This is a genomic window from Tardiphaga sp. 841_E9_N1_2 (assembly GCF_051811065.1).
Classification (GTDB): domain Bacteria; phylum Pseudomonadota; class Alphaproteobacteria; order Rhizobiales; family Xanthobacteraceae; genus Tardiphaga; species Tardiphaga robiniae.
Genome location: NZ_JBPWQC010000003.1, coordinates 1 through 25,827, shown reverse-complemented (window position 1 = coordinate 25,827; position 25,827 = coordinate 1). Strand labels below are relative to the sequence as shown.

30 protein-coding genes are annotated in these 25,827 nt (G+C 58.0%); 8 read left to right on the top strand and 22 right to left on the bottom strand.

All coding sequences use genetic code 11. The features are described from left to right. Positions 1-183 precede the first annotated feature (183 nt). The gene (locus AB8A50_RS30380) at positions 184-720 is read left to right on the top strand and encodes a DUF4142 domain-containing protein (RefSeq protein ID WP_439066996.1); all 537 of its coding nucleotides are present in this window, start codon (positions 184-186) and stop codon (positions 718-720) included. A 13-nt stretch (positions 721-733) separates the two neighbouring features. Continuing rightward, positions 734-949: a DUF2188 domain-containing protein gene (locus AB8A50_RS30375; RefSeq protein ID WP_439067012.1), complete on the top strand. Its 216-nt coding sequence runs from the start codon at positions 734-736 to the stop codon at positions 947-949. Between the two features lie 265 nt (positions 950-1,214). On the opposite strand, the gene AB8A50_RS30370 is transcribed toward AB8A50_RS30375, so the two are convergent. Further along, positions 1,215-1,490 (bottom strand): SemiSWEET family sugar transporter, encoded by a 276-nt coding sequence (locus tag AB8A50_RS30370; RefSeq protein ID WP_439080100.1) that lies wholly within the window; start codon positions 1,488-1,490, stop codon positions 1,215-1,217. Between the two features lie 5 nt (positions 1,491-1,495). Continuing rightward, entirely contained in the window at positions 1,496-2,665 is a 1,170-nt protein-coding gene (locus tag AB8A50_RS30365; protein ID WP_439066998.1) for a zinc-dependent alcohol dehydrogenase, read from the bottom strand. Positions 2,666-2,783: 118 nt separating this feature from the next. On the opposite strand from AB8A50_RS30365, the gene AB8A50_RS30360 reads away from it, so the two are divergent. Continuing rightward, a complete protein-coding gene (locus AB8A50_RS30360) occupies positions 2,784-3,569 on the top strand; it encodes an SDR family NAD(P)-dependent oxidoreductase (protein WP_439067013.1) in 786 nt (261 codons plus the stop codon). On the opposite strand, the gene AB8A50_RS30355 is transcribed toward AB8A50_RS30360, so the two are convergent. The 4 genes from AB8A50_RS30355 to AB8A50_RS30340 are packed head-to-tail and all read right to left on the bottom strand — an operon-like array spanning position 3,566 to position 5,511. Beyond that, complete coding sequence (locus AB8A50_RS30355; RefSeq protein ID WP_439066999.1) at positions 3,566-4,177, bottom strand: cysteine hydrolase family protein; 612 nt, start codon at positions 4,175-4,177, stop codon at positions 3,566-3,568. The genes AB8A50_RS30360 and AB8A50_RS30355 overlap by 4 nt on opposite strands. 2 nt (positions 4,178-4,179) lie before the next feature. After that, positions 4,180-4,611, bottom strand: coding sequence for a DUF3147 family protein (locus AB8A50_RS30350; protein ID WP_439067000.1), 432 nt, complete (start codon positions 4,609-4,611; stop codon positions 4,180-4,182). Then, positions 4,608-4,949, bottom strand: a complete 342-nt coding sequence (locus AB8A50_RS30345) for a DUF3147 family protein (protein ID WP_439067014.1) — start codon at positions 4,947-4,949, stop codon at positions 4,608-4,610. Before AB8A50_RS30345 ends, AB8A50_RS30350 begins: the two co-directional genes overlap by 4 nt. Beyond that, on the bottom strand, positions 4,942-5,511 hold the full coding sequence (locus AB8A50_RS30340; protein ID WP_439067001.1) for a phosphatase PAP2 family protein: 570 nt from the start codon (positions 5,509-5,511) through the stop codon (positions 4,942-4,944). Before AB8A50_RS30340 ends, AB8A50_RS30345 begins: the two co-directional genes overlap by 8 nt. 267 nt (positions 5,512-5,778) lie before the next feature. Between AB8A50_RS30340 and AB8A50_RS30335 the strand changes: the two genes are divergently transcribed. Beyond that, positions 5,779-6,282, top strand: a complete 504-nt coding sequence (locus tag AB8A50_RS30335; protein WP_439067002.1) for a YciE/YciF ferroxidase family protein — start codon at positions 5,779-5,781, stop codon at positions 6,280-6,282. 357 nt (positions 6,283-6,639) lie between these two features. Here the strand turns inward: AB8A50_RS30335 and AB8A50_RS30330 are convergent, their stop codons facing one another. From AB8A50_RS30330 to AB8A50_RS30295, 8 genes are all read right to left on the bottom strand, one after another. Beyond that, positions 6,640-6,789 carry a hypothetical protein gene (locus AB8A50_RS30330; RefSeq protein WP_439067003.1) on the bottom strand — a complete coding sequence of 50 codons (150 nt, stop codon included), beginning with the start codon at positions 6,787-6,789 and terminating at the stop codon, positions 6,640-6,642. Positions 6,790-6,980: 191 nt separating this feature from the next. Further along, positions 6,981-7,286: a hypothetical protein gene (locus tag AB8A50_RS30325; protein WP_439067004.1), complete on the bottom strand. Its 306-nt coding sequence runs from the start codon at positions 7,284-7,286 to the stop codon at positions 6,981-6,983. A gap of 13 nt (positions 7,287-7,299) precedes the next feature. Next, on the bottom strand, positions 7,300-8,223 hold the full coding sequence (locus tag AB8A50_RS30320) for an NAD(P)/FAD-dependent oxidoreductase (RefSeq protein ID WP_439080107.1): 924 nt from the start codon (positions 8,221-8,223) through the stop codon (positions 7,300-7,302). A 68-nt stretch (positions 8,224-8,291) separates the two neighbouring features. After that, the gene (locus AB8A50_RS30315) at positions 8,292-8,480 is read right to left on the bottom strand and encodes a hypothetical protein (protein ID WP_439067005.1); all 189 of its coding nucleotides are present in this window, start codon (positions 8,478-8,480) and stop codon (positions 8,292-8,294) included. 9 nt (positions 8,481-8,489) lie between these two features. Next, positions 8,490-8,981, bottom strand: coding sequence for a ferritin-like domain-containing protein (locus AB8A50_RS30310; RefSeq protein ID WP_439067006.1), 492 nt, complete (start codon positions 8,979-8,981; stop codon positions 8,490-8,492). Between the two features lie 846 nt (positions 8,982-9,827). Beyond that, positions 9,828-10,238, bottom strand: coding sequence for a phage holin family protein (locus AB8A50_RS30305; protein WP_439067007.1), 411 nt, complete (start codon positions 10,236-10,238; stop codon positions 9,828-9,830). 95 nt (positions 10,239-10,333) lie between these two features. Continuing rightward, on the bottom strand, positions 10,334-10,558 hold the full coding sequence (locus AB8A50_RS30300) for a hypothetical protein (RefSeq protein ID WP_439067008.1): 225 nt from the start codon (positions 10,556-10,558) through the stop codon (positions 10,334-10,336). Positions 10,559-10,583: 25 nt separating this feature from the next. Continuing rightward, a complete protein-coding gene (locus AB8A50_RS30295; protein ID WP_439067009.1) occupies positions 10,584-11,861 on the bottom strand; it encodes a DUF892 family protein in 1,278 nt (425 codons plus the stop codon). Between the two features lie 547 nt (positions 11,862-12,408). On the opposite strand from AB8A50_RS30295, the gene AB8A50_RS30290 reads away from it, so the two are divergent. The 4 genes from AB8A50_RS30290 to AB8A50_RS30275 all read left to right on the top strand — a co-directional run bounded on the left by AB8A50_RS30290 (position 12,409) and on the right by AB8A50_RS30275 (position 16,123). Further along, entirely contained in the window at positions 12,409-12,897 is a 489-nt protein-coding gene (locus AB8A50_RS30290) for an SDR family NAD(P)-dependent oxidoreductase (protein ID WP_439067010.1), read from the top strand. Positions 12,898-13,448: 551 nt separating this feature from the next. Next, complete coding sequence (locus AB8A50_RS30285) at positions 13,449-13,724, top strand: hypothetical protein (protein WP_439067011.1); 276 nt, start codon at positions 13,449-13,451, stop codon at positions 13,722-13,724. 827 nt (positions 13,725-14,551) lie between these two features. Beyond that, positions 14,552-14,809, top strand: a complete 258-nt coding sequence (locus tag AB8A50_RS30280; RefSeq protein ID WP_439065980.1) for a hypothetical protein — start codon at positions 14,552-14,554, stop codon at positions 14,807-14,809. Between the two features lie 471 nt (positions 14,810-15,280). Further along, a complete protein-coding gene (locus AB8A50_RS30275; protein ID WP_439080099.1) occupies positions 15,281-16,123 on the top strand; it encodes a universal stress protein in 843 nt (280 codons plus the stop codon). A gap of 237 nt (positions 16,124-16,360) precedes the next feature. Here AB8A50_RS30275 and AB8A50_RS30270 read toward each other — a convergent pair whose 3' ends face one another. The 8 genes from AB8A50_RS30270 to AB8A50_RS30235 all read right to left on the bottom strand — a co-directional run. Then, entirely contained in the window at positions 16,361-17,662 is a 1,302-nt protein-coding gene (locus tag AB8A50_RS30270; RefSeq protein ID WP_439065978.1) for a glycosyltransferase, read from the bottom strand. A gap of 431 nt (positions 17,663-18,093) precedes the next feature. Beyond that, positions 18,094-18,612, bottom strand: a complete 519-nt coding sequence (locus tag AB8A50_RS30265) for a helix-turn-helix domain-containing protein (protein WP_439065977.1) — start codon at positions 18,610-18,612, stop codon at positions 18,094-18,096. Between the two features lie 333 nt (positions 18,613-18,945). Beyond that, positions 18,946-20,139 carry a Na+/H+ antiporter NhaA gene (nhaA, locus tag AB8A50_RS30260; protein ID WP_439080106.1) on the bottom strand — a complete coding sequence of 398 codons (1,194 nt, stop codon included), beginning with the start codon at positions 20,137-20,139 and terminating at the stop codon, positions 18,946-18,948. A 1,251-nt stretch (positions 20,140-21,390) separates the two neighbouring features. Continuing rightward, positions 21,391-22,320, bottom strand: coding sequence for an HlyD family secretion protein (locus AB8A50_RS30255; RefSeq protein ID WP_439065975.1), 930 nt, complete (start codon positions 22,318-22,320; stop codon positions 21,391-21,393). Positions 22,321-22,801: 481 nt separating this feature from the next. Continuing rightward, a complete protein-coding gene (locus tag AB8A50_RS30250) occupies positions 22,802-23,119 on the bottom strand; it encodes a hypothetical protein (RefSeq protein WP_439065974.1) in 318 nt (105 codons plus the stop codon). Between the two features lie 30 nt (positions 23,120-23,149). Beyond that, on the bottom strand, positions 23,150-24,139 hold the full coding sequence (locus tag AB8A50_RS30245) for an HAD family hydrolase (RefSeq protein ID WP_439066968.1): 990 nt from the start codon (positions 24,137-24,139) through the stop codon (positions 23,150-23,152). A 2-nt stretch (positions 24,140-24,141) separates the two neighbouring features. Beyond that, complete coding sequence (locus AB8A50_RS30240; RefSeq protein ID WP_439066969.1) at positions 24,142-24,519, bottom strand: DUF1622 domain-containing protein; 378 nt, start codon at positions 24,517-24,519, stop codon at positions 24,142-24,144. Positions 24,520-24,624: 105 nt separating this feature from the next. Further along, a partial coding sequence (locus tag AB8A50_RS30235; RefSeq protein ID WP_439080098.1) for a sulfatase-like hydrolase/transferase occupies positions 24,625-25,827 on the bottom strand: 1,203 nt, incomplete at its 5' end.

Sequence of the window (25,827 nt, the reverse complement as noted above, 5' to 3'; positions counted from 1 at the left end):
GATTACGTACGGTCGTACCGGTCTTCCAATCCCGATCGCACGTCCGCAGTTGTCTCTGGGGTAGTCGAGCGCACCCGGAAAGCCCGGATGCCAAGGTCTCAACCGAGCCAGCTAATAGCCATGCGGAACTCTTTCCGTAACGCCGCATTTTATGGCTTTCATGGCCATAAGAATGGAAACGATATGAACAGAATTTCACTCCTCGCTGCAGTGGTTTCAGTAGCTGTGTGCTCTGCCGCATCCGCTCAATCCGTCGGAGAAAGAACCGGCGTAAATTCTGTACTCGGCGTCGCTCCGACTACTGCCGACTTTGTCAAGGAGGCCGCAATCAGCGATATGACAGAGATTGCCGCGAGCAAGATCGGCCAGGAACGTGGAAACGCGGCGGAGAAGACGTTTTCCGCACAGATGATCACAGATCATACAAAGACGTCCACCGAGCTTAAGGCGCTTGTCGCGGGCGGTGTAAAAGCCACTATCCCGGCCGGCCTCGATGAGGCATCTCAGAAAAAGGTCGATAAGCTGAAGAACGCGAAGGCGGAAGATTTCTCGTCTGACTTCGACTCCATGCAGGTCAGCGCGCACAAGGATGCGGTTTCACTGTTCGAGCGCTATGCTAAGGGCGGCGAGGATCCAAAGTTGAAGGATTGGGCCGGCACGACCCTGCCGCACCTGCAGCATCATCTCGAAATGGCGCAAAACCTAAATAAGAAGAAGTAGCAGGAGAATCATGATGGGATTGGCTGCGTATGACGTGATTGAAAGCGGCGCAAGCTGGGGCGTTCGTCACGACGGAAACGTTGAAGGAACTTTCGAGACCAAGGAGGCGGCATTTGAGGCCGCCGTTGCCGCGGCATCGCTTGCGATCCGGCAAGGGCACGAAGTGCGGGTGACCGCTCCAAGCCGAGACGCGGGCAACAAGACAGCGTTAGGTGGCAAAACCAATTAGGGGTAAGGCACAATGGGCTAGGAGATTTTATACGGGATCGGCGCCTTAGTATTGCTCACGGCTCTAATCTACGGCGCACTTCAATATCGCTATCGCGATAGGGCCGCCGTTCGCCGCGGCGACGAGATCGTTGCCGAGCGGTATCGGCGAGATGAAACATAAGCGGCTTTGCGCCTCGGCGGTAAGGCCAGGCTGATTTCTTCGGCGGCGAAGGCTGGCCAATGATGCGGGCCAGAATGGGCTGTGCGAGGATGCGACGTTCAGATCAGGCGCGAACGTCGCGGATCTTACAGTACAGCACGGTGGCTGTGAGCGCTGCACCTATCCCATTTCCCAACACGATCACCCAATCACCTCTCAGGACGCCATATAGGATCCAGACGGAGAGGCCTGCGGTGAGAATTCCGAGTGTCTTCAAGGACAGGTCCTCCGTCGCGCCTTGCGGCAGGGCTTTCCTGACCTGCGGAACGTACGACAGCGATGTCAGCAAAGCCGCAAGACCGCCGATCCATGGCAAGATCCCTTCGAATGTCATCGACATGCCGATCAGGGCTTCATCACCACTTTGATACAGCCGTCCTTTTTGGACCGGAAAGTCTTGTAGAGCTCGGGGCCGTCTTCAAGCTTTGCGCTATGCGTGATGACGAAAGAGGGATCGATCTCGCCCTTCTCGATCCGCTCGAGCAGGATCGGAAGATAGTGCTGCACCGGTGTCTGCGCCATCCGGAACGTCAGGCCGCGGTTGATAGCGGATCCCATTGGGATCTTGTCGACGAAGCCGCCATACACGCCGACGATCGACACGGTGCCGAAGTTGCGGCAGCAATGGATTGCCTGGCGCAGCACATGCGGCCGATCAGTCCCCATAAAGGTCGCTACCTTCACTCGGTCGATCACTGCGTCGAAGCCAGACATCGTGTCCGGCTCGGTTCCGACAGCATCAATGCACGCGTCGGCGCCTCGGCCACCAGTTAGCATTTGGATACGGTCGTAAACGTCCTCGTTCCGGAAATCGATGATGACAGCGCCCGCTTCACGCGCCATCTCCATTCGCTCTGGAACCGTATCGATAGCGATAACGCGCTCCGCGCCCAGCATGAAGGCGCTGCGAATGGCAAACTGCCCTACCGGTCCGCAGCCCCAGATGGCGACCGTCTCGCCGCCTTTCAGGTTGCAGAATTCGGCAGCCATGTAACCGGTCGGGAATATGTCCGAAAGGAACAACACCTGATCGTCGGTCAAATGAGCGGGCACCTTGATGGGACCGACATCTGCATATGGGACGCGAAGGTATTCCGCTTGGCCGCCGGAATAGCCGCCGAGTAGATGGGAGTAGCCAAACAGCCCGGCGGGAGAATGTCCCCACAGCTTCGAGGCCTTCTCGGCGTTGGGATTCGAGCGCTCGCAGCCCGAGTAGAAGCCGCGCGTGCAGAAGAAACATTCGCCGCAGGAGATCGTAAACGGTACCACGACGCGATCGCCCACTTTGAGCTTCCTGTTGTCGGCGCCGACCTCCACAACTTCTCCCATCGTCTCATGCCCGAGGATGTCGCCGCGCTCCATCGAAGGGATTACGCCATCGAAGATGTGTAAGTCGGAACCGCAGATTGCACAGGCGGTCACCTTGATGATCGCGTCCTGGCCATGTTGGATCTTGGGATCCGGTACACTCTCGCAGCGTATGTCGTTCTTGCCGTGCCAGGTGAGCGCTTTCATCGGTGATCCTTCCGTTGATCTGCCAACACAAGGTTGGAAAAGCATTCACGTTCCATCGAAGCAGGAACATGCTTTAAAGAATCGGGTTGGACGAACGACACCCGAACAGGAGCTCCCAATGTCCGCTACCCGACCATTTGCTATCGTCACCGGGGCTTCGACCGGCATCGGATTGGAACTGGCCAAGCGCTGCGCCAAAGAAGGGTTCGACCTTCTGATCGTCGCTGATGAGCCCGCCATCGAGGATGCCGCTGCGCTCCTTCGCGGAGGCGGAGCAAGCGTGGAGGCGCTCAATGCCGACCTTGCGACCACATATGGCGTAGACGCGCTCTATCACGTTGTGAATGGCCGCTCGGTCGACGCGCTTCTGGCAAATGCCGGGCGCGGGCTTGGTCGCGCCTTCCTGGATCAGGAATTTGCGAAGGCCAAGCGCGTTATCGACACCAATATCACCGGCACGGTCTATCTGATCCAGAAGATCGGCAATGACATGCGCCGTCGCAACGCCGGCAGGATCCTCATTACCGGTTCAATCGCGGGCTTCATCCCCGGGAGCTTCCAGGCGGTGTATAACGGTACCAAGGCCTTTCTGAACTCATTCGCCTTCGCGTTGCGGGAGGAGTTGAAAGGCACCAAGGTCACCGTCACCTGCCTGATGCCCGGCGCGACCGACACAGAATTTTTCCGGCGTGCCGATATGCTGGATACCGATGTGGGGACGACAGAAAAAGACGATCCAGCGAAGGTTGCTGCAGACGGTTTCGAAGCGATGATGAGCGGTACCGGCGATGTTGTCAGCGGCATCAAGAACAAGGTTCAGTCCGCAGCTGCGAACTTGCTTCCGGCGGGGCTTCTAGCCGGCCAGCATCGCAAGATGGCCGAACCGGGCTCCGCGAAGAGCTAAGAGGGTGGAGACCAGCAAGCTAGTATCTCGGCGCAGTCGGCCAACTCGATCTGCAGATCGAACCGCCTGGCGTAGAGCCCCAGCAGTGCATCGTGCGTCTCGTCCGCCGAACTGCAAAGCCCATCCTTTGCGACGATGATGCGATAACCCAGATCGACTGCACTGAGAATTGTGGAAAGTACGCAGACGTCGGTCTCTGCGCCGGTAATGATCAGGGTGTCGATGCCGCGCGCCCGTAAAAAACCATGCAGTCCCGAGTTCGAAAATGCGGAATAGGCCGACTTGTCGAAAACGACCGCGGGCGGGACGTGGCGCTGCAGAGGCTCCATGAGATCGAGAAGGTGGGGATCGACAACTTCGCGCGTCACCGAACGCCACTTGCGGAAATAGCTTCGCCACATCCCGTTCGCCTCATCCGGCGTTACCGGCGGAATGAACCGGGTAAACACGGTCTGGGAGGGAGCGCGCTCGACAAGGTGGATTACCGCTGGCATGACGCGCTCCAGCCACGGCGTCGGCCAAGGTCCTTCCGGTCCGAACAGACGCTGCATGTCCAGACACAGATGGACCGTCCGATTTCCGTCGATGTCCGAGCGGAGTTCTCCCATGCTCAACTCCGAGCTTTGCTAGATCGCTTGTAGATCCACCAACAACAGGCGGCCGCCACCGCCCAGGCAAGCGATGCTAGAGCCAGACTGCTCCACGGCGCGGGCGCGTTGGTGCGAAGGACAACCGCAGCGAATGCCATCAGCCCGACGCTGCCAAGTGCAGCTCCGGCGGCATCGAGTGCTGCGGCGTCCGCGCCGCGCCGATCACCCGTCAAACCGGCTTCCTTTTTTCGCCGGCGTTCGTGGGTCTGGACCAGCGTCGCGCTGGCGCACAGCATGGCTGGAAAGGCCAAGAAGAGACCGCCGACGGCTGGGCCCCACCATTGTCCGACGAGTCCCGTCATGACTGTCGCAGTCCCACCAAGCAGGAACCGTACGAAATATTCGTACCAGCGACTGTCGCCCAGCGACGAAAATGACACCCTCACGATCATGGATTCACCGCCGCAAAGAGGCCGAAAGCGACCGCAAACCAGACAGGTAGCGCCAGGACAGTCGCCAACGCGGCGGATAATTGAGTGCGTTTAAGGAGATGGCAGGTCGCGAAGCTGAAGGCGAGCAGGGCCGCTGCGCCGCTGAGCATCGACATGGCCTGGATGGACACGTAATCCGATCCGTGGATCGAAGTCGCGAGCGCCAATGACACCAACGCAACCGAAGGCGCGGCGCCAAAAAGTCCCGCAAAAGACTTGGGCCGCAAGACGTCGCCAATCAGGGCGAAGACCGAGACGACGGCGCCGCCCACGATGAAGCGGATGACACTCTCAGTCATGATGCCCACGACCCCTACCATAGCCCGTCCAGCGCCTGACGAGCCGTTCGACTAGAAATCCGCCGACAAAGCCCGCCACAACATCGCTACCCCAGTGCGCGAGCACGGCGACCCTTGTCAGCGAAAGTCCGATCGCGGCGCTCCAGGTGAGCTCTCGATACGGCTTAGGGAACGCCGAAGCCGCGCCCGCCAGAGCGCCCATATGAACGGCGTGCCCCGACGGAAACGCATCGTTTGGGCGGCCGGATATCGGGATGCCATGGATATGACCGATCACCGTCAGCCGATCCGGCCGACGCTGATTGAAGACGTGCTTCAGAGCGTGGGGCATGATGCCGGTCACAACGGACGTCGCCAAAAGATGCGTGCCGGCAGTTCGGGTCTGCTCGCTGCCTCTTCGCGAGAGGAGCCAAAAGGCTACAGCGGCTGCGATGAGGATATGTTCGTCCGCACCCCACGTCAGAGTCTGTGCTGCCTTCTCGAAAGCGGGGTTTGCGTGCTGCGCTACCGCTGATGCGATATCGCGATCATAGGTCGCGGGCGTGACCGTGACCGGCTGCATGGCACCTCCTGTAAAATGACGCTTAGGTGACAGGCCCTATCAACTGCGGCTCTCCAGCCTGGTTCCCGTATGCGTGTCCAGACCGTTCCCTGCCAATCCGCAGCTGCCGGTTTGTCAGAGGGGCGAATTGGACCAGCAGGGAAGCCGGCAGGTTCAGCTGCGCGCGAATGCACTCGCCTGCTGAGTTCCCATAGTGGAACAAAAGCCGGCGAGACCGATTGTCCCGGCGATCTAGGATCGTTCCTTTCCCCTGCGTGGAGACTCATGATGGCCAAAAAGCCAAAGCTTCTTTCCGACCTCTTTCACGATACGCTGAAGGATGTGTACTTCGCCGAAAAGAAGATCCTGACGACGCTGCCAAAGATGGCGAAGGCTGCCGAATCCAAACAGTTGAAGGCTGCCTTTCTGAAGCACCAGAAGGAAACGGCAGGCCAAATCAAACGCCTTGAAGCGGTGTTCAAGATTTTCGGCAAGAAGCCAACCGCCAAAAAGTGTGAAGCTATCATGGGCATCACCAAAGAAGGCGAAGAGATCATGGCGGAGTACAAAGGTATGCCGGCTCTCGACGCTGGGCTTGCTGCCTCGGCCCAGGCCGTGGAGCACTATGAGATTTCGCGTTACGGCACGCTATCGACGTGGGCAAAAGAGCTTGGGCTTAAGGAGGCCGTTTCCTTGCTCGACGCGACGTTGAAGGAAGAGAAGGCAACAGACGTCGCGCTCTCTGCGCTGGCCAAGTCGGTCGTCAACGTCGAAGCTGAGGAAGATCTATAACATCCGGCCCGGCGTCGGCACTGTTGGCCTCACGCCGGGCTGTCCTTATACCACGCCCTCGGCGCTCGCTGTAGGTGCGTAGCGACATTCGCGCTTCGCTGCTTAAGCCCGTGCAACAAGCGCTCCGTCAGTTTCCTGATCGAGCCACAGTGGCGGCCGGCGGGGGCGCTTATCCCAAGCGCAGAACGAACTTCTGTTTCCAGTTTCTGTCGCTGGCGTTGGTCCTTGCGCTGCCACTCGTTGAGAAGAGCTCGCTCAATGGTTCGTTCGCGGTCCCGCTGTTTAGTCATTGCGCCATGACGGAATTCGCAGGGCTGTGTTCCGGGACGGGCATTGCGGGGCGAATTGCGCCCACAACTAAAAACCTTTTTTTCTCGCCTTATCAAACGTGACCTTGCGGTATGGCGCCCGGCCGCGGTTCCTTGGCAGTTTCACGATGGGCGTTTTTTCTTCGGTGCCATCGGTGAAGGTTTGCAGCAGAAAGCGCTCGTCGCCTTCCTCGATCACTCTAATGCTTATTGGTTTCCCTGCATACGTAGAACGCCAATCACCCCTATCACGCAGTGGGCAAACCTTACGAGTGTATATCCTTTGCTCTGGCTGAGGAGACAAGCAATGGGCGCACACCCGGAATCGCTTTCAAGCACGAGGACGCGGCTGGCGAGGTCCGTCCGAAGATCCTAGCGAGGGAGAGCACGTCAAAGCTGTGAGATGCCGGAAAATCGAATTAGAATCTCCTTTTGCTCGAAGCCGCGCTCTAGCTCCTCACGCAGCTTAAGCCACCACTCCCGATCGAACTTCTCCGTCATGACTTCCACGACAACGATCTCATCGCGTTGTCTTTGCTCCCCGTCATCGTAACTCCCGAAGGCCGGTGACCGTGCGTAGACGGTGACTCCACCAAACGTGGAAATTAGGTTCTCTTCGATGTCAGCAAATTTTGACTGTTCTATTTTCTTTCCATCATTGTAGGACAATGGAAGAAACACTTCGATGAGGCACATTTCGCGTGGCATATCACTTAGCAGCAGAGGTGTTTAGCGCCGGCTCGACCCGCGCTAGTCGCCGCCGTAACGGCAGCGATTTGTGAATATGGGTTGCGGCGATGGCGGCGTGACCTGTTGCTACCGCAATTTGGTGAAGATCGGAGACCACGTCGCCTGCCGCATATAATCCCTCGGCCGTCGACCGTTGGTGTTCGTCGACTTTCACGCAGCCTGTTTCTGTCACGGCTGCGCCAAGCTTGACTGCCATCTGCGAACCTGCGTCGCATCCCATTGACGGATAGATCACGTCAAAGTCACACGCCCCTTCAGGTGTATCCACCCACAACTTGTTACCGCGCCTGCGCAGCGGCCCTATCGCTTCACGAATATGGATACCCGCCTCAGCGACGGGTCCCGTGGCGCTTCGTGCGGGTCTCGCGCTGACCGGCCGCAATAGGGTTACGTCGGAGGAATAGGTGCGGAGAAAGTCGGCCTTGGCAGCCGCCTCCGGCCCGTCTCCAAAGACCGCGATCGTTTTGTCCGTGGCTTCGAAGGCGTCGCAAACCGGGCAATAGCGCAGCAAGCCGTTCGAAACAGCTTCCGCGTGGCCTTCGATCGGAGGACGCTTATCCACAATGCCTGTTGCCAGCAGGACGTAAGGGGCCTCGAGGAAGCCCCGATCATGCACCACACGAAAGCCGGAGTCGATCTGGATCAATTCATTCACTGACGCCGAAATTATGGGGACGCCATACGTCCGTGCCTGTGCTGCGAGTTGTGACAGCAGCCGCTTTCCCGATATCCCGTCAGGAAAGCCCGGATAATTATGGCTCTCGGGAATGAGCATCGCCCGGCTTTCGCCTGCGTCAATCACTGTCACTCGCCTATGATAACGAGCCAAGTAGATAGCCGCCGTCAAGCCGGCCGGGCCTCCTCCAATGACAATGCAATCCACTTTAGAGCTCAAGGCATCTCTCGGTTGAGACGTAGGGAAGTCAGAGTCGGTGTCAGGCCTCAGCCCCTTCAGTGCGTATTTGTTCGGTGCCACTTTTCAAGATCAGGCTTGGGGGTATCCGGCAGGCTAGGATCCGTGGTGTTCTGGGCGTTCTGTTTCCAGGGCTCTTTGCTCTGCGGATAAGGCGCCCAGTCAGTCTTTTCCCGCGGATCGTCCTTGGGTGTCTCTCGCGGATCGTTCTTTTCGACGTATTTCATGTGCGCTCCTTAAAGGGTTGCGTGCCGAAGATATGCGGTAGTCACCTTCTCGACGTTTGCGTCAACCCAGTCCGCCATCTTCTGCTCTTCGGCAAGCGACAGCCTTAAAAGCTGTGTGTCACCGTTGCATCCGGCCGCCTCTGCCAAAGTGATGAGGGACTTGTAGGCCGCGATTTCAAAGTTCTCAAAAGCGTTATTGGCGAACGTGTTCTTGAGGATCTCGTCGTCGGCTGCGGAATGGAAGAGGGCGGTGACGTTGGCGACCAATGACTGTGCCTTGTCCTTAAGCGAAGATGAATCTTCCCCGCACGCCGTGAGGCAACGCTCTAAACGAGCGAGCTGATCCTTGGTCTCCGTCACATGCTTCGTCAGCATCATCTTGACGTCGGGATAGTCGTTCGTGCGCTCCGACTGACGCTCCATCAGCTCTCGGGCCTGAACCTCCATGGCGTGAGCGTTGCGAAGTCCGACGATGTAGATGTCTTTAGCAGTCTGGACCATGCTTCTCTCCGAATAACTGGAATAGCCGGGTAACGGACCATCCACTGTCCTGTTCCAATGACACGGCGCCGCAGGGCGGAACAAATCGGAATTATTGCTCTTTATCGGCCATGCAAGAGATATCTTCCCCGCCACAGCGTTCGGTTCTCATGGAGGAATCGGTCCAGATCGCCTGGGACTATCTGGAGCGTGCGGATAAGATTGATGACGGTCGCTTCTGCAGCCGCATATTGGCGGATTCCATCGAGGAGATGATACGGCGGGGCGTGAGAAGCCGCCTGCTGCTTTCGAACAGAGCTATCAGCCAGTACATGCGCGTTGTAGAGGCGCGAACGCTCATGGCGTCATAAGGGATTGGCATGTGGATGGTAAGGTAATGGGAAGTAGGCCGCCGATAATCCACAGCAATTCCCTACGGGCGGGCGCGTTTACGACCTTTTCGTCGGATTATGATTTCGGTGGCAGAACACGTTACAACTAAGGCGTTTCAGACCCCCCCGCGGCGGATGTCTATCATCGACGTGAACGGCGGTTCTATCCAACTGCGTGAAAAGGGCCCGTCCCGGTTACACTACGCTGGGACGTGGCGGGTGCTGCGTCCTGGGATGACGATCGTGAAGATAGGTTGCCAAGTCCGTTCTGAGTTCAGGCGCGTTCCGGGTTGCCAATTCGAATATGGCTTCCTGCAAATTCCCGGGGAAGATCGCCCCATACTTCGGCAGTAGCACGTCCGAGCAGACTGAAAAGTTGTAAATCGTTCATGGTTGCCTTTGTGTCGATGGCTACGTTGCCGAAGCACGTTGCTGTGCGCGAAAAGATGAACGCCGCGGCCTGTGAGAAACGCGTTCAGAGTGGGTGATTAGTTTTGCGACGCACGAGCGCCCAGCCTAACAAGGACGATGCAATCAGGAGGGCCGTCAAGCTAGAGCCGCTTTGTTTGCCAGCGCCGGGCGGCCGAACAGCAGAGATTGCCGTACCTGGCACGGCGTCATCCCCAGAGGGCAGAGTGCCAATCGCAACCCGCAATCGGCTTGCAAGGGGCGTGATGCGTTTCGCAGGCCGCTTTATCCGATAGATGGCGAACAGTGCGCACAGAACAGTAATGACGATCAACAACCCGCCCATCGCCCCGAAAGCTTGGAACAAGCCGTAACGAAGTTCGATCCACCGGAATAATGCGGTGACGCCGACCAGAAGTGCCGCGATCAGGAAAACACCGGCTGCGGCATATAGGCTGGCTGCGATGACGTATGACATCGCAGCCGCTTCGGCCTGTTCCACTTGGTCACGGATGTACGACTGACCGGCGTGCTTCGCGCGATCCAACTTCAGACCTAGCGTCCCGCCTAGCATCACCAGCGCCTCTTGGAGGCTCGGCCGATCAGAAACGCTACGACCAATGCGGCCAAAGGCGCCTGTCGGACGACCTTGCTTAGGGTATCCAGCGAGTTACCAGGCTTCCTGCCCTCCTCGATCGCTTCCTTGATGGTGGTCGCGGCAGATTTAACGCCGGCGGCTACGGTCGATTTGATTTCCGACAATTGGGCGCTTGCGCTAGGCGCGTGTTCATCAGTCATGGTTGCCTCGTTGAAAAAAGTTTCGTCAGGTCTCGATTGTCGTCTGCTCGACCGGGGCCGGCATCCGCGCGACCGACATCAATGAACGGGCGACCTGATTCAGCAACTGGTCGGCGTTTTCTTCTTCCGCGAGCGACATCGACAGCAGTTCGACAACGGCGCTATGTCGAAGCTGCTGCGCGAGGTTCTTCGCGGTCGTGTATGCGGATATCTCATAATGCTCTACTCGCTGCGCCGCACCGATAAGACCGAGGTCCGACGCGGCGTCTTCCTTTGCTTCCCCCTTTGCCATGACCTCCTGGCCTTCTTCGACCAGTCCCGCCATGCCTTTGCAGGGCTTCGCTCGGGCCGTCTCGCCTAAAAGGGTGAAACATTCATTCAGGCGATCGATCTGTAGTTCCGTCTCGACAACGTGCTGCTCGAACAGTTCCCTGAGTTTGTCGAATCGTGCTGCTTCCGCCATCTGTGGAAGCGCTTTCGTAAGCTGCTTCTCCGCGTGAAGGATGTCCCGAAGCTCCTCGACCAGAAGTTCCGCAATGCCTTCCGGCGCCAACGGCGGCGAGCTTTCGGCCTTGATCGGAGACGTCCCGGTCGAAGCTTCGGACAGCGCCGGGGATTCAGTGAAGTCCCAATCACCGCCCTGATTCCAGGGACCCCGCGTATCAATCTCCCCGTCGTCACCGGTGCCGGTGGAGTCGTTGAAGAATTGATCGACCAACCCCGGGGTCGGCGCGAGCTTCCCAATAGAGAACGAAGGCTTCTTCATACTCTCCAGAGCGGCGGTGAAGGCCTTCATATGGGTGATTTCGCGGGTCATCAAAAACTGCAAGGCGTCTTTGGTCCCTGCGTCGTCGCAGAAGTTAATCAGCCTTTCATAGACAATCTTCGCCCTCGCTTCCGCCGCGATATTGCTGCGCAGATCGACATCCAGTTCGCCGGTGATCTTGAGGTAGTCAGCGGTCCACGGATTGCCCTGGGAATTGAAGAGATTGACGCCGCCGCCGCCGGCTATCGCGATGAGAGGATCCGCTTCGGCGGCCTGACGGTCGAACTTCGACGGCTTCAGATGCATCCGCGCGAGGCAGCCGACGACCTCTAGATGACTGAGCTCCTCAGTTCCAATGTCCATGAGAAGATCCTTCCTCTCAGGATCTTCGCAGTTCAGGCCTTGAATGGAATACTGCATAGCAGCAGCCAGTTCTCCGTTGGCCCCTCCGAACTGCTCCAGCAACATGTTGCCAAAACTTACGCTTGGCTCATCGACGCGGACGGTGAACATAAGCTTTTTGACGTGATGATACATCGCTTTCTCCCTTTCGATTGACAGTGCAATGAGAAGCGAAGCGCCTAGTTCCGGGGTTGTTTGTTTTGATTGCCGGCGATGCCTGCCAAAGCGGACCGCCACGTCAAAAACTGTTGGTATAACGGCGCCTACTCCGTACCATCGGCGCCGTATGGCGAGCCGGAGGGTTATCCGCGCTTGGCGCAGCTTGTGGGGAGGGCGCTGCAGGAGGGCGAAGTCGGTACCACAGACGCTCGGTCAGTTTCCTGATCGAGCCACAGCGGGCAGCCGGGTGGGGCCGCTCATCAGGAGCGCGACAACGAGCCTCTTTTTCCAAATCTCGTCGCCGGCGTTGGTCCTTGCGCTGCCACTCGTTGAGAAGGGCTCGGTCCATGTCATTCCAGCTGTTTAATCATACGACTCTCAGCATCATGACCTCGTCGGAGGGCTTTGTTCCGAATATAGGGCATTCCAATCGGCCCAGAGCAAATCTCGCGAATCCAAGCATTGAGACCGGTCGGCACACCGGAGTGTAGGCAAACAGCGCTTCGTGCGCGCGCCTATTCACATGACGAAGTCAGTCGCCATCGTCACCGGCGCGAACCAAGGCATCGGTCGTGCCACCGCCATCCGTCGTCTCGCGAGAGATTTCATAACACTGGTGCTGGTGGCGCACAGCCGGGATAAGCTGGAAGCCGTCGCAGAGGAGATCCAGAAACAGAGGAGGGAGGTTCTCGTGATCGAGGCAGATCTCGCCGATCCCGCGACACCGGGCAAGGTGGTCGAGGAAAAGCAAGCGCGCTTCGGACGGATCGATGTCCTGCTCAACATCGCGGAGGGCGGTCCCCCAGATCGACCTGTTCGAGATGACCGACGCGCAGTGGGACGCTGGCCTTGGACTCAAGCTGCATGGAGCGCGGCGGCTGACGATGGCTGCCTGGCCGGCGCCAGCTACACGGCTCGTCGAGATCAGCTTGGCAATTGCGACAACGACATTCACACCAACGCTTTCAACCGCATCACCGACACCGCCATCGACTTTCCCGCGGTGCAATGAATTCGCTGGGCGCCCCCTTTGGCGTCCGATCCGGAAGCGACTGACACGAGCGAGCCGGCAACAATTCGGGCTCACGGCTCCACGCTGGCCGCTCAGTCAGCTAGACTGGAAACCCTTCGGGGAGGGAGCTGGCTACTGCACCGTCGCAATGGAGTATATCACCCACGGTTGTCGAAATTCGTTCAAGCATTGTCGTCTCCGAAGAGTTTGAGTTGACTGGGGTCGGGGTGAGCAGGAAGATGTCGAGCAACCTGGTCGGCTTCGCGTATTGAGCGCGGTAGGGGCGGGCGGTGACTTCACAGCCCCAGCACGCCATCGGTTCAATTTCGTCCCAAACCTCAGTCCACCAACGCTTGCAGTGGGCGCAGTTGTAGTGGCAGCGGAACATGGTTCCCCCCGCGGAAAAGGTTGAGATGTCGTTTGGAAGTGAGGGGATTATGATTCAGGAAATCGTATACCGCAACGCGCATTGCAGCGCGTCACAAGTCATCTGAGCGCGTGAGGAACCAAAACAGTAACTGCGGGATTTCTGAGAAAAGAAGGAGGTCATCATGTCTATGGAAGAGGTGTTCTCCAGACCGCCAGCTACCGCAGCACCGCCGTTGGTTGTCGATGCCTTCGGCAACCGCGCAATTCTGGAAATGGAAATGGCCCTAACCAAAGCGTGCGAGGTCTTGCCTTGCGAGCAGGACAGTTACAAGAACCGCTGCTTCATTGCCAAGAAAATACTTAAGCGCGTGAACGCGGGTGAGTGCACGTTCGGCGGCATGGTTTGTGCCGGTATGGCAGCTGTTGAGCAGCTACGACGTAAGCGCGAGCAAGTCTAAGGGCTCGGGCGCACAATGTGCATTGGCGCGTTGTCCTGGATCAGCTCCGGGGACTGCCTGTGGCGCGGCGGAACGGATTCGCGCTCAAAACATTCGGCTAAATAGACGAGACCTTGCCTGCGCGCCGGTTCGTGTATGCCCGCGAACGCGACCAATAGCCGAAACGCACCCTCGTCGCATGAGTGACCAAACCCCCAACGTGTTGCAGGCATTTTAGCCTCCAGGGATACCTTGCTCGGAAAGCTAGCTTACACTCAAATTTCAGGGCTGCGGAGATTTTTCGCCAAGGAATTCGTTTGAAGTATACGATGTGGTGAGTAAGAATAAAGTCAGAGCCGGTGACATGCACCTCGGCCCGACGTATTTTGACTGCCGGTGCATCGTCAAACAACAGAAGGAAGGTGCATGGATGTAAAGTCTTCAACTCTCACCCTAAAAGAACGTCAAGAACACCTTTCTCTCTCGGGTAAGGTGGCGTGTTATGTCCACCATCTTCATGGGTGGACTCGGCATAATTTGAAGCCTTACTTTGCAGTGCTGGCATCGGACGGTCGACAGCGGCCGCAGGGTCAGTCCGGCGGTTTCAAGCGACCACGACAAGTAGGAAAACATTCCATAATGAATGTTATGCGAATCGTATCGGTGATGCCATTCGAAGCGGCGAGCTCACCCGAATATGGGTGGACGACGTCGAGGGAGCATTACGCTCTGTTAAGTTCACGCCCCGATCGGGAGAGACGTTGAGGACGACGCCTAAAAGACCGTCGCAACTCGTTTTCAATCGTTGGGAAACAGCAGTTTCAACGTGCGGGAAAGGAACCAGACAGATGAAAGTACTGCATTTTATCTGCCTGATCATAATGATTGCCACCTTGGATTTGGCGGCAGCAGAATCGCTTGAGCGTCGTTTCGGGCCCGACAGGCAGAGAGGCCATCGTTCTGAGCGGGAGTTCGAGGGAACGCGCGATGGCTTCAAGAATCGGGATCGAGCGAACTTTCTCGGAGTTGAGCAAAAGTCCCATCCCGAAGCGTCAGTCATCCATCCTGACTTGCATCACTCTCCGCGCATAGGATTGCAGCGGTAGATTGGCGCTTCCGAGCAACCTGATGGTCATTGACCCGCGAAGAACTTTCCCAGTCAGCGACCCTTCTGCGGCACGATCCAGGCGTGCCGCGATATGATCCTATCGATCTACGCATGATCTAACGCAGCGAGAGGCTGGCGATTGTTCTTAGGCTCGCTTGATCTCAAGTAATTGCTGGATAATTGAGATGAGCGTTGCGCGCTGGAAATGCCGGTGGTCCGCAGCTTGTGTCGCATCTAAGCCCTCCTCTATCCACCACATTCGTTCAGCGGTCGTTCAGTCGCGCCAGCCCATGCTTCTGCTCGTGCAAAACGTCAGGTGCGTCACTCCCTCCCCTTGGCACGGCTGACGTCATCTTCATACCGGCACAACCCGGCCTGCAATGTGGACCGGCCCGCCAGCGCAATCCGGCCAGATCGCTCGCACTACAACTGCCAAACGCGACACGCGCAAACTGAACGGATAGGCACCATGGCCCTCAAGTCACTGATCGTTTTCGTCGACCCTTCGCCAGGAGCTGCGGTCCGGACCCGTTATGCCGTCCGCCTTGCTGCTGAGCACGACGCGCACCTGATCGGTGTGTTCATCGCGCCCACAGGCTGGCGGCAAAATCCCGCCGATGGCTTCGTCGCCGGAGCCATTGCCGTACGCGAAATGGTGGAGCGCCACAGCATGTTCGAACGGGAGGCGGCTGCGGGGGCCATCAAGAATTTCGAGGCCTTAGCCGGCCGCGAGCGCGTGGCCTTTGAATTCAGATCCATCGAAGCCAACAACGCCGACGAACTAGCACGGCTGCATTCGCTTCACAGTGACTTAGTCATCGTTGGCTATCCGTCGCCCGGCGGCCTGCCTGCGCAGGGTACTCCGGCGGCAATGTTGCTGGCGACCGGTGTTCCGTTTTTGATCGTGCCGGAGAGCTGGACCAGCGACAGCGTCGCTAATAGAATCCTGTTTGCTTGGAATGCGAGCCGGGAGGCGCGGCGGGCAATTAGCGATGCGCTGCCGCTGATGAAGGCCGCGCACTCCGTGACCGTGCTAGTGATCGATCCGAAGAAGAATGCGTCCCACGGCGAACAGCCGGGCGCCGATGTAGCGCACTATCTCTGCCGGCATGGCGTCATAGCCGCCGTCGAGCAACGACAGTCCAACGGCAAAGCCGTCGCCGACATTATTCGCGAATTCGCGAGCCACGATGGGTCGGACCTGATCGTGCTCGGGGCCTACAGCCATGCCAGAACTAGGGAATTCATCTTTGGCGGCGTGACACGATCACTGCTCAGGAACATCACAGTGCCGACTCTGATCGCCCATTAATCGTATTTATTGGACGTCTCGGCGAACTAGATGCATAGTTCGACTGCTGCCCATATCGCCGTTATGCAGCGGATCACGACCGATCCAAGTGTTTTCCACAATGAATGCTATGCCATGCGAAGCTGGAAGCCTCTAGGCAAAGCGCTACGGGCGCACGGCACCAGCCTGATCAGCTGAGCACAATATGGGCCGGTATTCGCGGTTATATAACTTACAGAAAAGCAGGAAGCGTGGACGCTACGAGCCCGAGTCTCCTCGTCGGTCAGCACGTCTCGATCGTGACGTGGCGCGAACAGCGGCATGAGCTTCGATAACCTGAACGGCTGTCGATTGACCGTCCGCCGTGATCTGATCCTGAATCCTCCGGGCCCCGGTCACGTATGCTTCGTTGGAAACCAACTCTACGATGGCCTCGACAAGCTGATCGACGTTCAATGCCGTGATCGGGAGAGGCTCGGGGCCAGCGCCGAGTTCAGCGATCCGACGCCCCCAAAATGGTTGATCGCCGAGGAGAGGACAAACAAGGGTCGGGCGGCCATATCGCAGTCCGGCATGCGTGGTGCCCGAGCCGCCGTGATGAACGACGGCCTGCACGCGCGGAAAGAGCCACTCATGAGGCACATCATGGACAAAATGGACATGCGGCGCCGCCTCGATCTCCTCCATGCCGCCCCAGCCTAGACCCAGCACGCCGCGCAAGCCGGCGCGTTCTAGGGCCTCGACGACAATAGCCGTTCGAACGGCGGCATTCCCTGGCGCCATACTTCCAAAGCCAATGTAAATCGGCATCAGGCCGGCCTCGAGGAACGCTACCAAATCGGCGGGTGGAGACCATGCTGGCTCAAGATCTGAGAACCAGTAGCCGGTGATGTGATCGTTGGCGGTCCAATCCGCCGGTCGGGAAACAAGGGCCTCGCTAAATCCGTAGAGCCGTGGAACGGGCTTGCCCAAGACGTTCAACATCGATGTTTTCACCGTGGCGGCCGGCGGTAGACCGAGCGCGGCGTCCCGCCATGCGTCGATCATGCCACGATACCCCAGCCGCGTGGCTGCGAGTACCAGATGGTGGCTGAACCGATTGGTCAGTCCAGACCAGACGGGCCAACGGAATAGCGGCGTCGGAAACGCAGCGGTCGGCGACAGACCTGGCATCGGCAAGGCAATCAGGGCGGGGATTCCCAATTTCTCGGCGATATGCGGCCCTGCTAGGATTTTGGGATGGTAGATCAGCAGGTCGGCGCCCGATGATGCAGCCCAAGCATCGTCGAGGACTATGCGCATCAGTGGTTTGACCTCGCGGGCGGCTTTGATGGCCCCGCGCAGGGAGCCTATGGCTTCCTGCCCTGCATGTTTCGTCATGATCTTCTTGAAGTCGATGTGAAGCGGCGCCCAGGCCAATCCAGCCTGCTCGACCGCAACGGCGAATTCCTGGCTGGTTGCGAGCCTGACATCGTGTCCAGCCTGCTTCAGCATTTGGCCAAGAGCCAGGAACGGCTGCACGTCGCCTCGCGATCCTAAAGCTTGGATCACCACCAGCATCGTGTTCCACCCATGCCGTCAATCATTGTCGGCGCTCCAGGGGGGCGCGACATCGGCGGCCTCGCGGGCAGTGCCGGTGATGAGCTTGCCCTTACAGAAAACCGATCTCTCATGGGCTGCCATCACTTGAAAGCCCAGTTGCGGCCACAGCCGATATCCCTACGGCGTATCACGACGACCGACATACAGATAGACGCCCACGATGATGACGAACGCGGCGAAGGTCCAGCCGCTGTTAACGGCGCCAAGCAACGGAAACAGGTCGGCGGGTTTCATCAAAGCCTCCAAACGATTCGCGTGAGGCCTCCCAATGTCACCACATCGGTTGTTCCCACAACACACCCGGATGCAAAGTGCATCCACGAGTGCGGTGTTAACTCAGGCCAGCGGCCGTCAAGCGTCAGCGCTTGCCGTGTCCAATGTCCTTGCCGCTAAAACGTGCCGGCCGGAAAGTCGCTCATGGTCAGTGTGACCGTGGATGGCACCTTTGCGACCGAGTTCAGGTGCTGTTCAACTGCGGCCAGAAACTGAGGCAGTCGGCCCTCTACAGCTTTTATCCTCTGGTGGGGCGTCGGGACATTACCGCGCACGATATCGTCGATGATCTCGCGTGTGATTATTACTTGGCAGGCCTGTCCTTTAAAGCGCACGGGGAAGATCAGATTCCATCCGTCCGCTCGTAGCGTGTTCGAATACTCCAAAGCCAGTTTTCGGAGCCGTACGCCAGGGCCAAGGCCCACCTGCACATCTTCAGGAATGAACTGCACGCCAGCATGCTCCAGGCTGGCGATGATGCTGTTCAGATTCCGCTGTGACGGCTCGATCCGGGAATTATTTTCGAAGGTCGCGATAGTCGCACGCGCAATTTGTGCCGCCTCCGCGAGCTTGTCCTGCGACCAGCCCACCAGGGCACGCGCAGCCGCGCATTGTTTTGACGTAATGGAAGTCACCACAACGACTCCTATTCATTTTGTAATGTCATACATAATGTATATCTTTACAAAATGCAAGATTTCTGGACGGCAGCAATAGGACTGGGCCCTTTAGGAAGCAGCGAGCGGCGCTAAGACCGGACCCAGCTTCAAAAGGCCCTCGCCTCGCTCACCCGCGTTGGCCCGACGCAAAACATGTCGCGCTTCTACAAACTGGATATTCAACCCACCTTGTTCGGCGAATGGGCCGTGATCCGGGAATGGGCGGCATCGGCAGAGGCGGCAGCGTACACGCTACGTCCTATGGGACTGTCAGCGAGGCCGATGCTGCCCGCGATCGGCAGCAGCATATCAAGCAGCGGCGGGGCTACGCGCTTCCGGTTGGCTTGTCTTCCCTTTCGTAAGGGACAGCACGAGCATCCCGAGTACGCCAGCGGTGACCGAGCCGATGAGCACACCCACCTTAACCTCGTTCTGCAGCACCGCCGCACCGGGGAACGCCAGAATTCCGATAAACAGGCTCATCGTGAAGCCGATGCCGCAGAGTAGCGCTACGCCGTAAATATGAAGCCAGGTGGCATGGTCTGGCCGCACCGCGAGCCTCAGGCCGACTGCCGCCCAAGTCGCCAAAAACACGCCCACCTGTTTGCCGAGGAATAGACCGGCTGCGACCCCAAGCGTCACGGGAGCCGTGAGAACGGCCCAATCCATGCCGGCGAACGAAACACCCGCATTTGCAAAGCCGAAGATCGGAACAATCAGAAAGGCAACCGGCGTTTGAATGGCGTGCTCGAGCTTCAACAAGGGCGGAAGATCGGCAGACGACGTGCGCGCCAGAGGCATCGACAGCGCGAGCGCAACGCCAGCAAGCGTCGCATGCACGCCGGACTTCAGCATGAAGAACCAAAGGACGACACCCATCACGAGATAAGGCGTCAGCTTTGTGACGCTGAAATAGTTGAGCATCAACAAAATGCCGAATGTCGCAACGACGGCCGCCAGCCATGCCGGCGCGAGATGGTCAGTATAAAAGATTGCGATGATGCTGACAGCGCCGAGATCATCGAGGATGGCAAGCGCTGCCAGAAAAATCTTCAACGACGCCGGGATCCGTGAGCCCAGCAAAGCCAGCGCGCCCAACGCAAAGGCGATGTCGGTCGCCGTGGGGATCGCCCAGCCCCGCAGCGTCTCGAAACTGCCGAGGTTGAATGCGACGTAAACAAGCGCCGGGGCGACCATGCCACCCAGGGCTGCTATCGCAGGAAGAATCCGGCGCGGCCAAGTCGCGAGCTGGCCCTCAATGAACTCCCGTTTGATTTCGAGGCCGACCATCAAGAAGAACACCGCCATGAGGCTATCGTTGATCCACTCAAGCACGGAAAGGCCGACAACATGCACCTGTAGCGTTCTGAAATACGCTGTTGCCATAGGAGAATTGGCGACGACCAGCGCGGCGGCCGCTGCGATCATCAAAATGATTCCGCCGCCTGCTTCACTGGTCAACAGGCGGCGGAATGTCGATTTCGGCTTAGATATTGAGTGCATAGGTGATAGTGCCACTTGTCAGAGCTTGCCTCAATGCTTTCCGGCCTTTGGCACCGGGACTGATTGATGCAGCGATCCCAACGGTCGTCATTTTCAATGTCCTGGAGACGCCATCACCGCACCAGGCTTGTCATATGTGGGGAGACACTAAAGCATCGTCGCTGTTGCTTCATTGGTGCCGATGATTTCAACGGGAATGTCATGGTGTCGAACTTAAGCACCGCGCGATCGAGAGCGCTGAGGCGAGGCAATGCCGGCTACAGGGACCAGTGCTGACCGCTGCCAGCGCGAGAGTTCCGTACTTTGCCATGCAGCCGAGTCATCGAAGAAACTTCACAATCATCGCCACGGCACACGCCGAACCTGCCAATACGGGAATGGCGACCGCAATTGAGATGAAGACATGGATTGCTGCACGATCGGAGCGCCTCGACCTGTTGCCGTGTGAATTGCGCCAATGCGTCGCCATGACTATCCCGGGTTTCGCTCTCGCGTAACAACGTGGCTCAGCCCCCAATAGACGCCAAGGCTGCAGATGCACCAACAGAGACCTCGCTCCGAACAGATCCCACCGAAAAACGGTGATGAATTCGGCCAACAGATAGACTTGGTCGCGGATCGCGTCGTCATCGAATTGCTCTACGACCAAACGCTAAACCAGAAGAGTCGAAGCGGAAACCGCAATTAGGCGCGTCATATTGACTGCGTCGGAACGTCGCGAACTGTTACTCCGTGGGTTCCGGGCCGCAAAGATGCCGACAAGATTTGCTGAGATGGAATCTGGGAAAGCTACTGGATCAGCGAAAACTCAGGCCGGTTGCGATCTGCAATGCAATCAGCAGGAAGCAGCCGATGCTTAGTATTCCGAGGCATTGATGAGCGGAAAACATTCGGAGACTTCCTACGTTATGACATGCTGCCTACAAGCACCGCACATGGTTAATGAGTGCTTAATATTCTCCAGGAGCCATGAACCGCGCCAATTGACCTCAGGTATGATAGAATCCGACCAACTGCGCCTTCGCAAAAGTAGTTAGGGCCACAGTGTCACAGAGGCACCATGCGCTCAGGATTACGTAGTTGCTAGACGCTGAGAGGCCGCTGGAGAAGTTCAATCGCGAGCTGCTATCCCGTATGTAACTTATGCGAATCTCACTTCCTCGCTCAGCACACCGTCGACGTCGACTGGGTCAGGCGGGCAAGTCTGCGTCATGTTGATATCTGCCACATGTCTCTAGGTTCTCCACGAGGTCACAAATAAAGCGCGAGCGCTCTTCCGTAGAGAAGTACCCAGCCAAAGAAATCAAACGGAGCCGAATTCGGAGCATATACTGTAGCCGTTCCAGACATGCCGGGGCGCAGTGAATCTGCGCTAAGGCCATTTGGCCTGTTTATCATCGCCGGGTACTCCGATGTGATCGATAGCGATGTCACCCTTGTGATGGTACCGGACGATGTAATCTGACCTTCACCAACGCCGCTGACAATGTCACCGATAGCCGACTCGTACAGATGGCCCGGATTGTTGGAAAGCGCGAGCTGGACGCGGGCCCCCGGCTTGATCGTCTGATAACCATTCTGGCCGAAGATTCCGACAAGCTGTACTGCGTCGGCGACCAGGAACGACATCACTGCTTTTGAGGACGTCGCTCGGTCGCCCTTGCTCAAAGCGAGGTTGGTGACATACCCGTCGGCCGAAGCGACCACGGTTGTCTGATCAAGATCGTACTGCGCTTTCTCAAGCTGAGCCTGGAGCTGGTCGACCTCCGACTGACGCTCCTGCACGTCGAAAGCTCTGCCGGTACTGCTCGCTTCTAGCTGCTTCATTTGAGATAGGCGTAGTTCCTGGAAGCCGAGCTGGGCCCTGAGCGCGCGTACCTGGGTCTCATAGGGAACCGGGTCTATTTTGAAGAGCACTGCTTTTGCCTTGACCATCTGGTTCGGTTTCACCGCAATGTCGGTGATCTGACCCGAGACGTTTGGCGTAACTTCGATCACGCGGCTGAGCACCACGACGCGTCCGGTTGGCGCAAGATAGCTGAGAAAACCTGCGAAAAGGGCGCAAACTAATAGTCCCATCAGGATGGTAGCCGTCCCTGTCCCCCATCCCCAGCGAAACCATTTCAGCTTGGTGAAGACGAGCCAAACGACCAGCAGGTACAAAACGGCAATTAGAACCATGAGGAGCTCCGGGTCCGGCTACTATTAGTTCACACGTCTTCTACAACGAGTGTAGGTAGGAACGACTTTGATGTGCTATGTCATCAAGTGCGCAGTGGATATCTTGAACACATTATTCAAAGAAGTCGCGCCCCCTGCACTGCTACAGCCCGTGACATCAAAGATACGAAATATTTTCGTCCTTCACGCCAGATAGGATCAGTTTTGCTCTTGCTGTGAATGCATCCTCTGGCGCGGCGCGATCCAGCGACTCCGCCCCTCGATATCGCAGCCGGACCACGATTGGCCTTGCGACCGCAGGTCCGTCGCGACGCGCGGCCATCCGGCGGACCGCCAACCACTGGGCGCTCAATCACCGTCCCGCTGCGAGATCCACGAACAGATCGGCTACACATTCCGATGGATTGGCGGCGTTATCTCAAAGACCGTTTTCTGACGGCTCATGCAGTGGCGCGTTTTCATAGATGCTTTGCGCGTCAATTCAATGTTTCAGCCGCATTTCCACGATGTCGATTGCTAGCAAATCGGTGTAACGACGCTCGACTGTTTCCACGTAATCGTCCGCAAAGTGTGCCCCGCTTTCCTGTGACAACGCTTGCCAGGCTGCTTGTTTCTCAGCACGGCACGACAATATTGCTAAACGCGAGACAACGAGAGCGCTTTCCGTACTTTTTGCGTATCGGGTTGCTGTAGCGTCAGCACAGGCCCGCCATTTCTTGATCGCAGGTTTCGATTCTTCCTCTGCTGTCGCGGCAAAGGAGACAAGGCATATAATAGCAGCAAGCATCGGTTTATACATTCGTTTGCTCCTCAGGTTGTGCCTTCGAGATCAAGGAAAAACCGTCTTCCAGTCCTGCTTCATGTTGACCACTGTCCAGCCTTTCGCGGTGCCTTCATCCAGCGCCTTGTCGAGCTTGCCGACCTTCGACTGACGATCATACGCGTACTCTCGCTCGGCGTCGGTATGGTGCACGATCCCCATGAAACGCGCGCCTTTACCGGCCGCCGTCCATTGCAGCATCTGGAGATCACCGTCGGAATTGCCGAATGCAAAGATTGGGCGACGGCCGATGAAGCGGTTGATGCCGACAGGCTTTCCTTGATTGTCGTCTACGAACTCGATTTTGGATGTCTTGCGCAGCGCCGGTTTCCCCTCCGCACCCATCTCGAATTTGACGACGCCACTGGAGCCGATCACCTGTTCTGGCGGAATGCCGTAGACCTTTTCCATCCATGGCCGCATGAATTCGACGCCGCCGCCCGAAACGACGAAGGTCTTGAAACCGTTTGCCCGAAGATAGGCCAGAAGCTCCAGCATCGGCTGATAGACAAGCTGCGTGTAGGGACGGCCGAAGCGCGGATGCCGCGCGGTTGCGATCCATTCGACGACCGACTTCGAAAATTCATCCGTCGTCATGCCGCTATGGGCGGCCGCGACGATCTGCAGCATGCCCCTTTGCCCCGAGGCCGCCAGCGCTTTCATATCTCCGTCGAGCAATGCCTTGAAGGGCTGTTGCTTCTTCCATTCCGGATGCTGCGGGGCCATCGCCTTGACACGATCGATCGCGAAGGCGGCCTGGAAATAAGCGGGCTGTTCAGACCACAGCGTACCGTCATTGTCGAAGGTGGCGATACGCTCGGCGACGGGCACGAAGTCCGGACCGCCCTCCGTCGTCACCCGCGAGACGAAATCCGTAATGGACTTCTTGACCGCACCATCGTTCCACGATGGCAGCGGATCCGTCGGCGGCTGCGCGGCGGCGACGTCGATGACCGACAACGCGAACAGGAGGGCCAGCAGGCGCCGTCTGGTTGGCATGGTCATCTCTCCTCTAACGGTTTCGCTGGCGTTCCGGATATCTCGCGCTGGCGGCCCCGCACCTCCTCCAGATCGCGATCGAGGAAGTAGTTGAGGAAGGTACGGATCAGCGCGACGGCGGCGATCCGCCCTGTCGCGTTCCAATCGGTCGTGATCGAAGTCTCGACGATGTCAGCGGCAAGCTGGAACGTCAGCCCCGCCACCAGCCAGCGTGCGTAGCGCAGCCAGACGTCGCGCCGCTCATGCCCGGACGGCGCCCCCAGCATCGCACGCATGCCGCTGAAGAAGGCCTCCACCGTGCCCACGACGATGATGACGAGCGCCAGCGCATCAATGACGACGATGGCGTTCTCGGTCGCATAGATCAGCCACTCTTTCATGCGTCTTCATTCCCGCTTCGGACTGAACGTCGCCCCGACCGGTTTCGAGCGGACGATGTCTATGCCGTCATCGTCCGCTGTCGCTCCACGATTGCTGCGCGCTGTTCAGTTCTTGCGACCCCCCTCCTGCAACGCCTGCAATGCCTTCTCAATGCTGAGTGATCCGGAAGCTTGGCTGGGTGGGTAATCTTTGAAGGTAGCGAGGAACTGACCCATGATACCCATGGCGGGCATCATGACCCACAGTGCCTTCCCCCACCATTCGCCGTAGGACGTCGACTCGGTCTGGTATCGCTCCCACGGGTCGACGCGCAGGTTGGTTACGAGCGGGACATTGGTAGAGTCTTCCTTGCCCGTGAACAGGTTGCCGACGATGGTCTTGAAGGTGATCTTCCACTCGTTGTAGCGCACGGCCATGAGGTCGGCGTTGTCGCTAAAGTAGAAGAATTCCCGGCGGGGGCTTTCCGCTACCTTTCCTTCGAAGAACGGCATGAAATTGTAGCCGTCGAGATGGTTTTTGAAGGTTTTCGTTCCCGCCTTGTAGCCAGTGAGCAGCTTCTGCTTCAGATCCGGATCGCCGCCGGCAGCCGCGACGAGGGTCGGCATCCAGTCTTCAGCCGACACGATTTCGTTGATAATGGTGCCCGGCTTGATGACCCCAGGCCACTTGACGAGCATGGGGACCCGGAACCCCCCTTCGTAGACAGTGCCTTTCTCGCCGCGGAACGGATGATTGCCGCCATCGGGCCAACTGAAGATTTCCGCACCATTGTCGCTGGTGAACATCACGATCGTTTCGTCGGCGATGCCGAGTTCGTCCAGCTTGGCGAGCAGCTCGCCTACGACCCAGTCCAACTCGGCCATCGCATCGGCAAACAAGCCATAGCCGGTCTTGCCGTCCCATTGTTTGGACAGATGCGTCCAGGAATGGCACCGCGTGGAGTTGTGCCAGAGGAAGAACGGCTTCTCGGCCTTCACGGACCGCTCAATGAAGTCGCATGAGCGCTTCACCAGATCGGCGTCGATGTCCTCCATGCTCACCTTTGCGGCGGGGTCCATGCCCGGATGCGGCGGAAGTGGACCGGCGTCGGTGATCTTCTGTTTGCCGACGCGGCCCCAACGCGGATCCTCCGTTGCATCATCGACGTCTGTGGCAACAGTACTGATAATGTTGCGCGGGCCAAACTTTGTGCGGAATTTCTCGTCTTTCGGATAATCCGGGTAGTAGGGTTCTTCCATTGCATTCAAGTGGTAGAGGATACCGTGGAACTCGTCGAAGCCGTGGACCGTAGGCAGATATTCGTTGCG

What these genes read in the sequence shown, in the direction of transcription:
- AB8A50_RS30380 (WP_439066996.1), top strand. Translation starts at nt 184, where the DNA reads ATGAACAGAATTTCACTCCTCGCTGCAGTGGTTTCAGTAGCTGTGTGC.
- AB8A50_RS30375 (WP_439067012.1), top strand. Translation starts at nt 734, where the DNA reads ATGGGATTGGCTGCGTATGACGTGATTGAAAGCGGCGCAAGCTGGGGC.
- AB8A50_RS30370 (WP_439080100.1), bottom strand. Translation starts at nt 1,490, where the DNA reads ATGTCGATGACATTCGAAGGGATCTTGCCATGGATCGGCGGTCTTGCG.
- AB8A50_RS30365 (WP_439066998.1), bottom strand. Translation starts at nt 2,665, where the DNA reads ATGAAAGCGCTCACCTGGCACGGCAAGAACGACATACGCTGCGAGAGT.
- AB8A50_RS30360 (WP_439067013.1), top strand. Translation starts at nt 2,784, where the DNA reads ATGTCCGCTACCCGACCATTTGCTATCGTCACCGGGGCTTCGACCGGC.
- AB8A50_RS30355 (WP_439066999.1), bottom strand. Translation starts at nt 4,177, where the DNA reads ATGGGAGAACTCCGCTCGGACATCGACGGAAATCGGACGGTCCATCTG.
- AB8A50_RS30350 (WP_439067000.1), bottom strand. Translation starts at nt 4,611, where the DNA reads ATGATCGTGAGGGTGTCATTTTCGTCGCTGGGCGACAGTCGCTGGTAC.
- AB8A50_RS30345 (WP_439067014.1), bottom strand. Translation starts at nt 4,949, where the DNA reads ATGACTGAGAGTGTCATCCGCTTCATCGTGGGCGGCGCCGTCGTCTCG.
- AB8A50_RS30340 (WP_439067001.1), bottom strand. Translation starts at nt 5,511, where the DNA reads ATGCAGCCGGTCACGGTCACGCCCGCGACCTATGATCGCGATATCGCA.
- AB8A50_RS30335 (WP_439067002.1), top strand. Translation starts at nt 5,779, where the DNA reads ATGGCCAAAAAGCCAAAGCTTCTTTCCGACCTCTTTCACGATACGCTG.
- AB8A50_RS30325 (WP_439067004.1), bottom strand. Translation starts at nt 7,286, where the DNA reads ATGTGCCTCATCGAAGTGTTTCTTCCATTGTCCTACAATGATGGAAAG.
- AB8A50_RS30315 (WP_439067005.1), bottom strand. Translation starts at nt 8,480, where the DNA reads ATGAAATACGTCGAAAAGAACGATCCGCGAGAGACACCCAAGGACGAT.
- AB8A50_RS30310 (WP_439067006.1), bottom strand. Translation starts at nt 8,981, where the DNA reads ATGGTCCAGACTGCTAAAGACATCTACATCGTCGGACTTCGCAACGCT.
- AB8A50_RS30305 (WP_439067007.1), bottom strand. Translation starts at nt 10,238, where the DNA reads ATGTCATACGTCATCGCAGCCAGCCTATATGCCGCAGCCGGTGTTTTC.
- AB8A50_RS30300 (WP_439067008.1), bottom strand. Translation starts at nt 10,558, where the DNA reads ATGACTGATGAACACGCGCCTAGCGCAAGCGCCCAATTGTCGGAAATC.
- AB8A50_RS30295 (WP_439067009.1), bottom strand. Translation starts at nt 11,861, where the DNA reads ATGTATCATCACGTCAAAAAGCTTATGTTCACCGTCCGCGTCGATGAG.
- AB8A50_RS30290 (WP_439067010.1), top strand. Translation starts at nt 12,409, where the DNA reads ATGACGAAGTCAGTCGCCATCGTCACCGGCGCGAACCAAGGCATCGGT.
- AB8A50_RS30285 (WP_439067011.1), top strand. Translation starts at nt 13,449, where the DNA reads ATGTCTATGGAAGAGGTGTTCTCCAGACCGCCAGCTACCGCAGCACCG.
- AB8A50_RS30280 (WP_439065980.1), top strand. Translation starts at nt 14,552, where the DNA reads ATGAAAGTACTGCATTTTATCTGCCTGATCATAATGATTGCCACCTTG.
- AB8A50_RS30275 (WP_439080099.1), top strand. Translation starts at nt 15,281, where the DNA reads ATGGCCCTCAAGTCACTGATCGTTTTCGTCGACCCTTCGCCAGGAGCT.
- AB8A50_RS30270 (WP_439065978.1), bottom strand. Translation starts at nt 17,662, where the DNA reads ATGCTGGTGGTGATCCAAGCTTTAGGATCGCGAGGCGACGTGCAGCCG.
- nhaA (WP_439080106.1), bottom strand. Translation starts at nt 20,139, where the DNA reads ATGCACTCAATATCTAAGCCGAAATCGACATTCCGCCGCCTGTTGACC.
- AB8A50_RS30255 (WP_439065975.1), bottom strand. Translation starts at nt 22,320, where the DNA reads ATGGTTCTAATTGCCGTTTTGTACCTGCTGGTCGTTTGGCTCGTCTTC.
- AB8A50_RS30250 (WP_439065974.1), bottom strand. Translation starts at nt 23,119, where the DNA reads ATGTATAAACCGATGCTTGCTGCTATTATATGCCTTGTCTCCTTTGCC.
- AB8A50_RS30245 (WP_439066968.1), bottom strand. Translation starts at nt 24,139, where the DNA reads ATGCCAACCAGACGGCGCCTGCTGGCCCTCCTGTTCGCGTTGTCGGTC.
- AB8A50_RS30240 (WP_439066969.1), bottom strand. Translation starts at nt 24,519, where the DNA reads ATGAAAGAGTGGCTGATCTATGCGACCGAGAACGCCATCGTCGTCATT.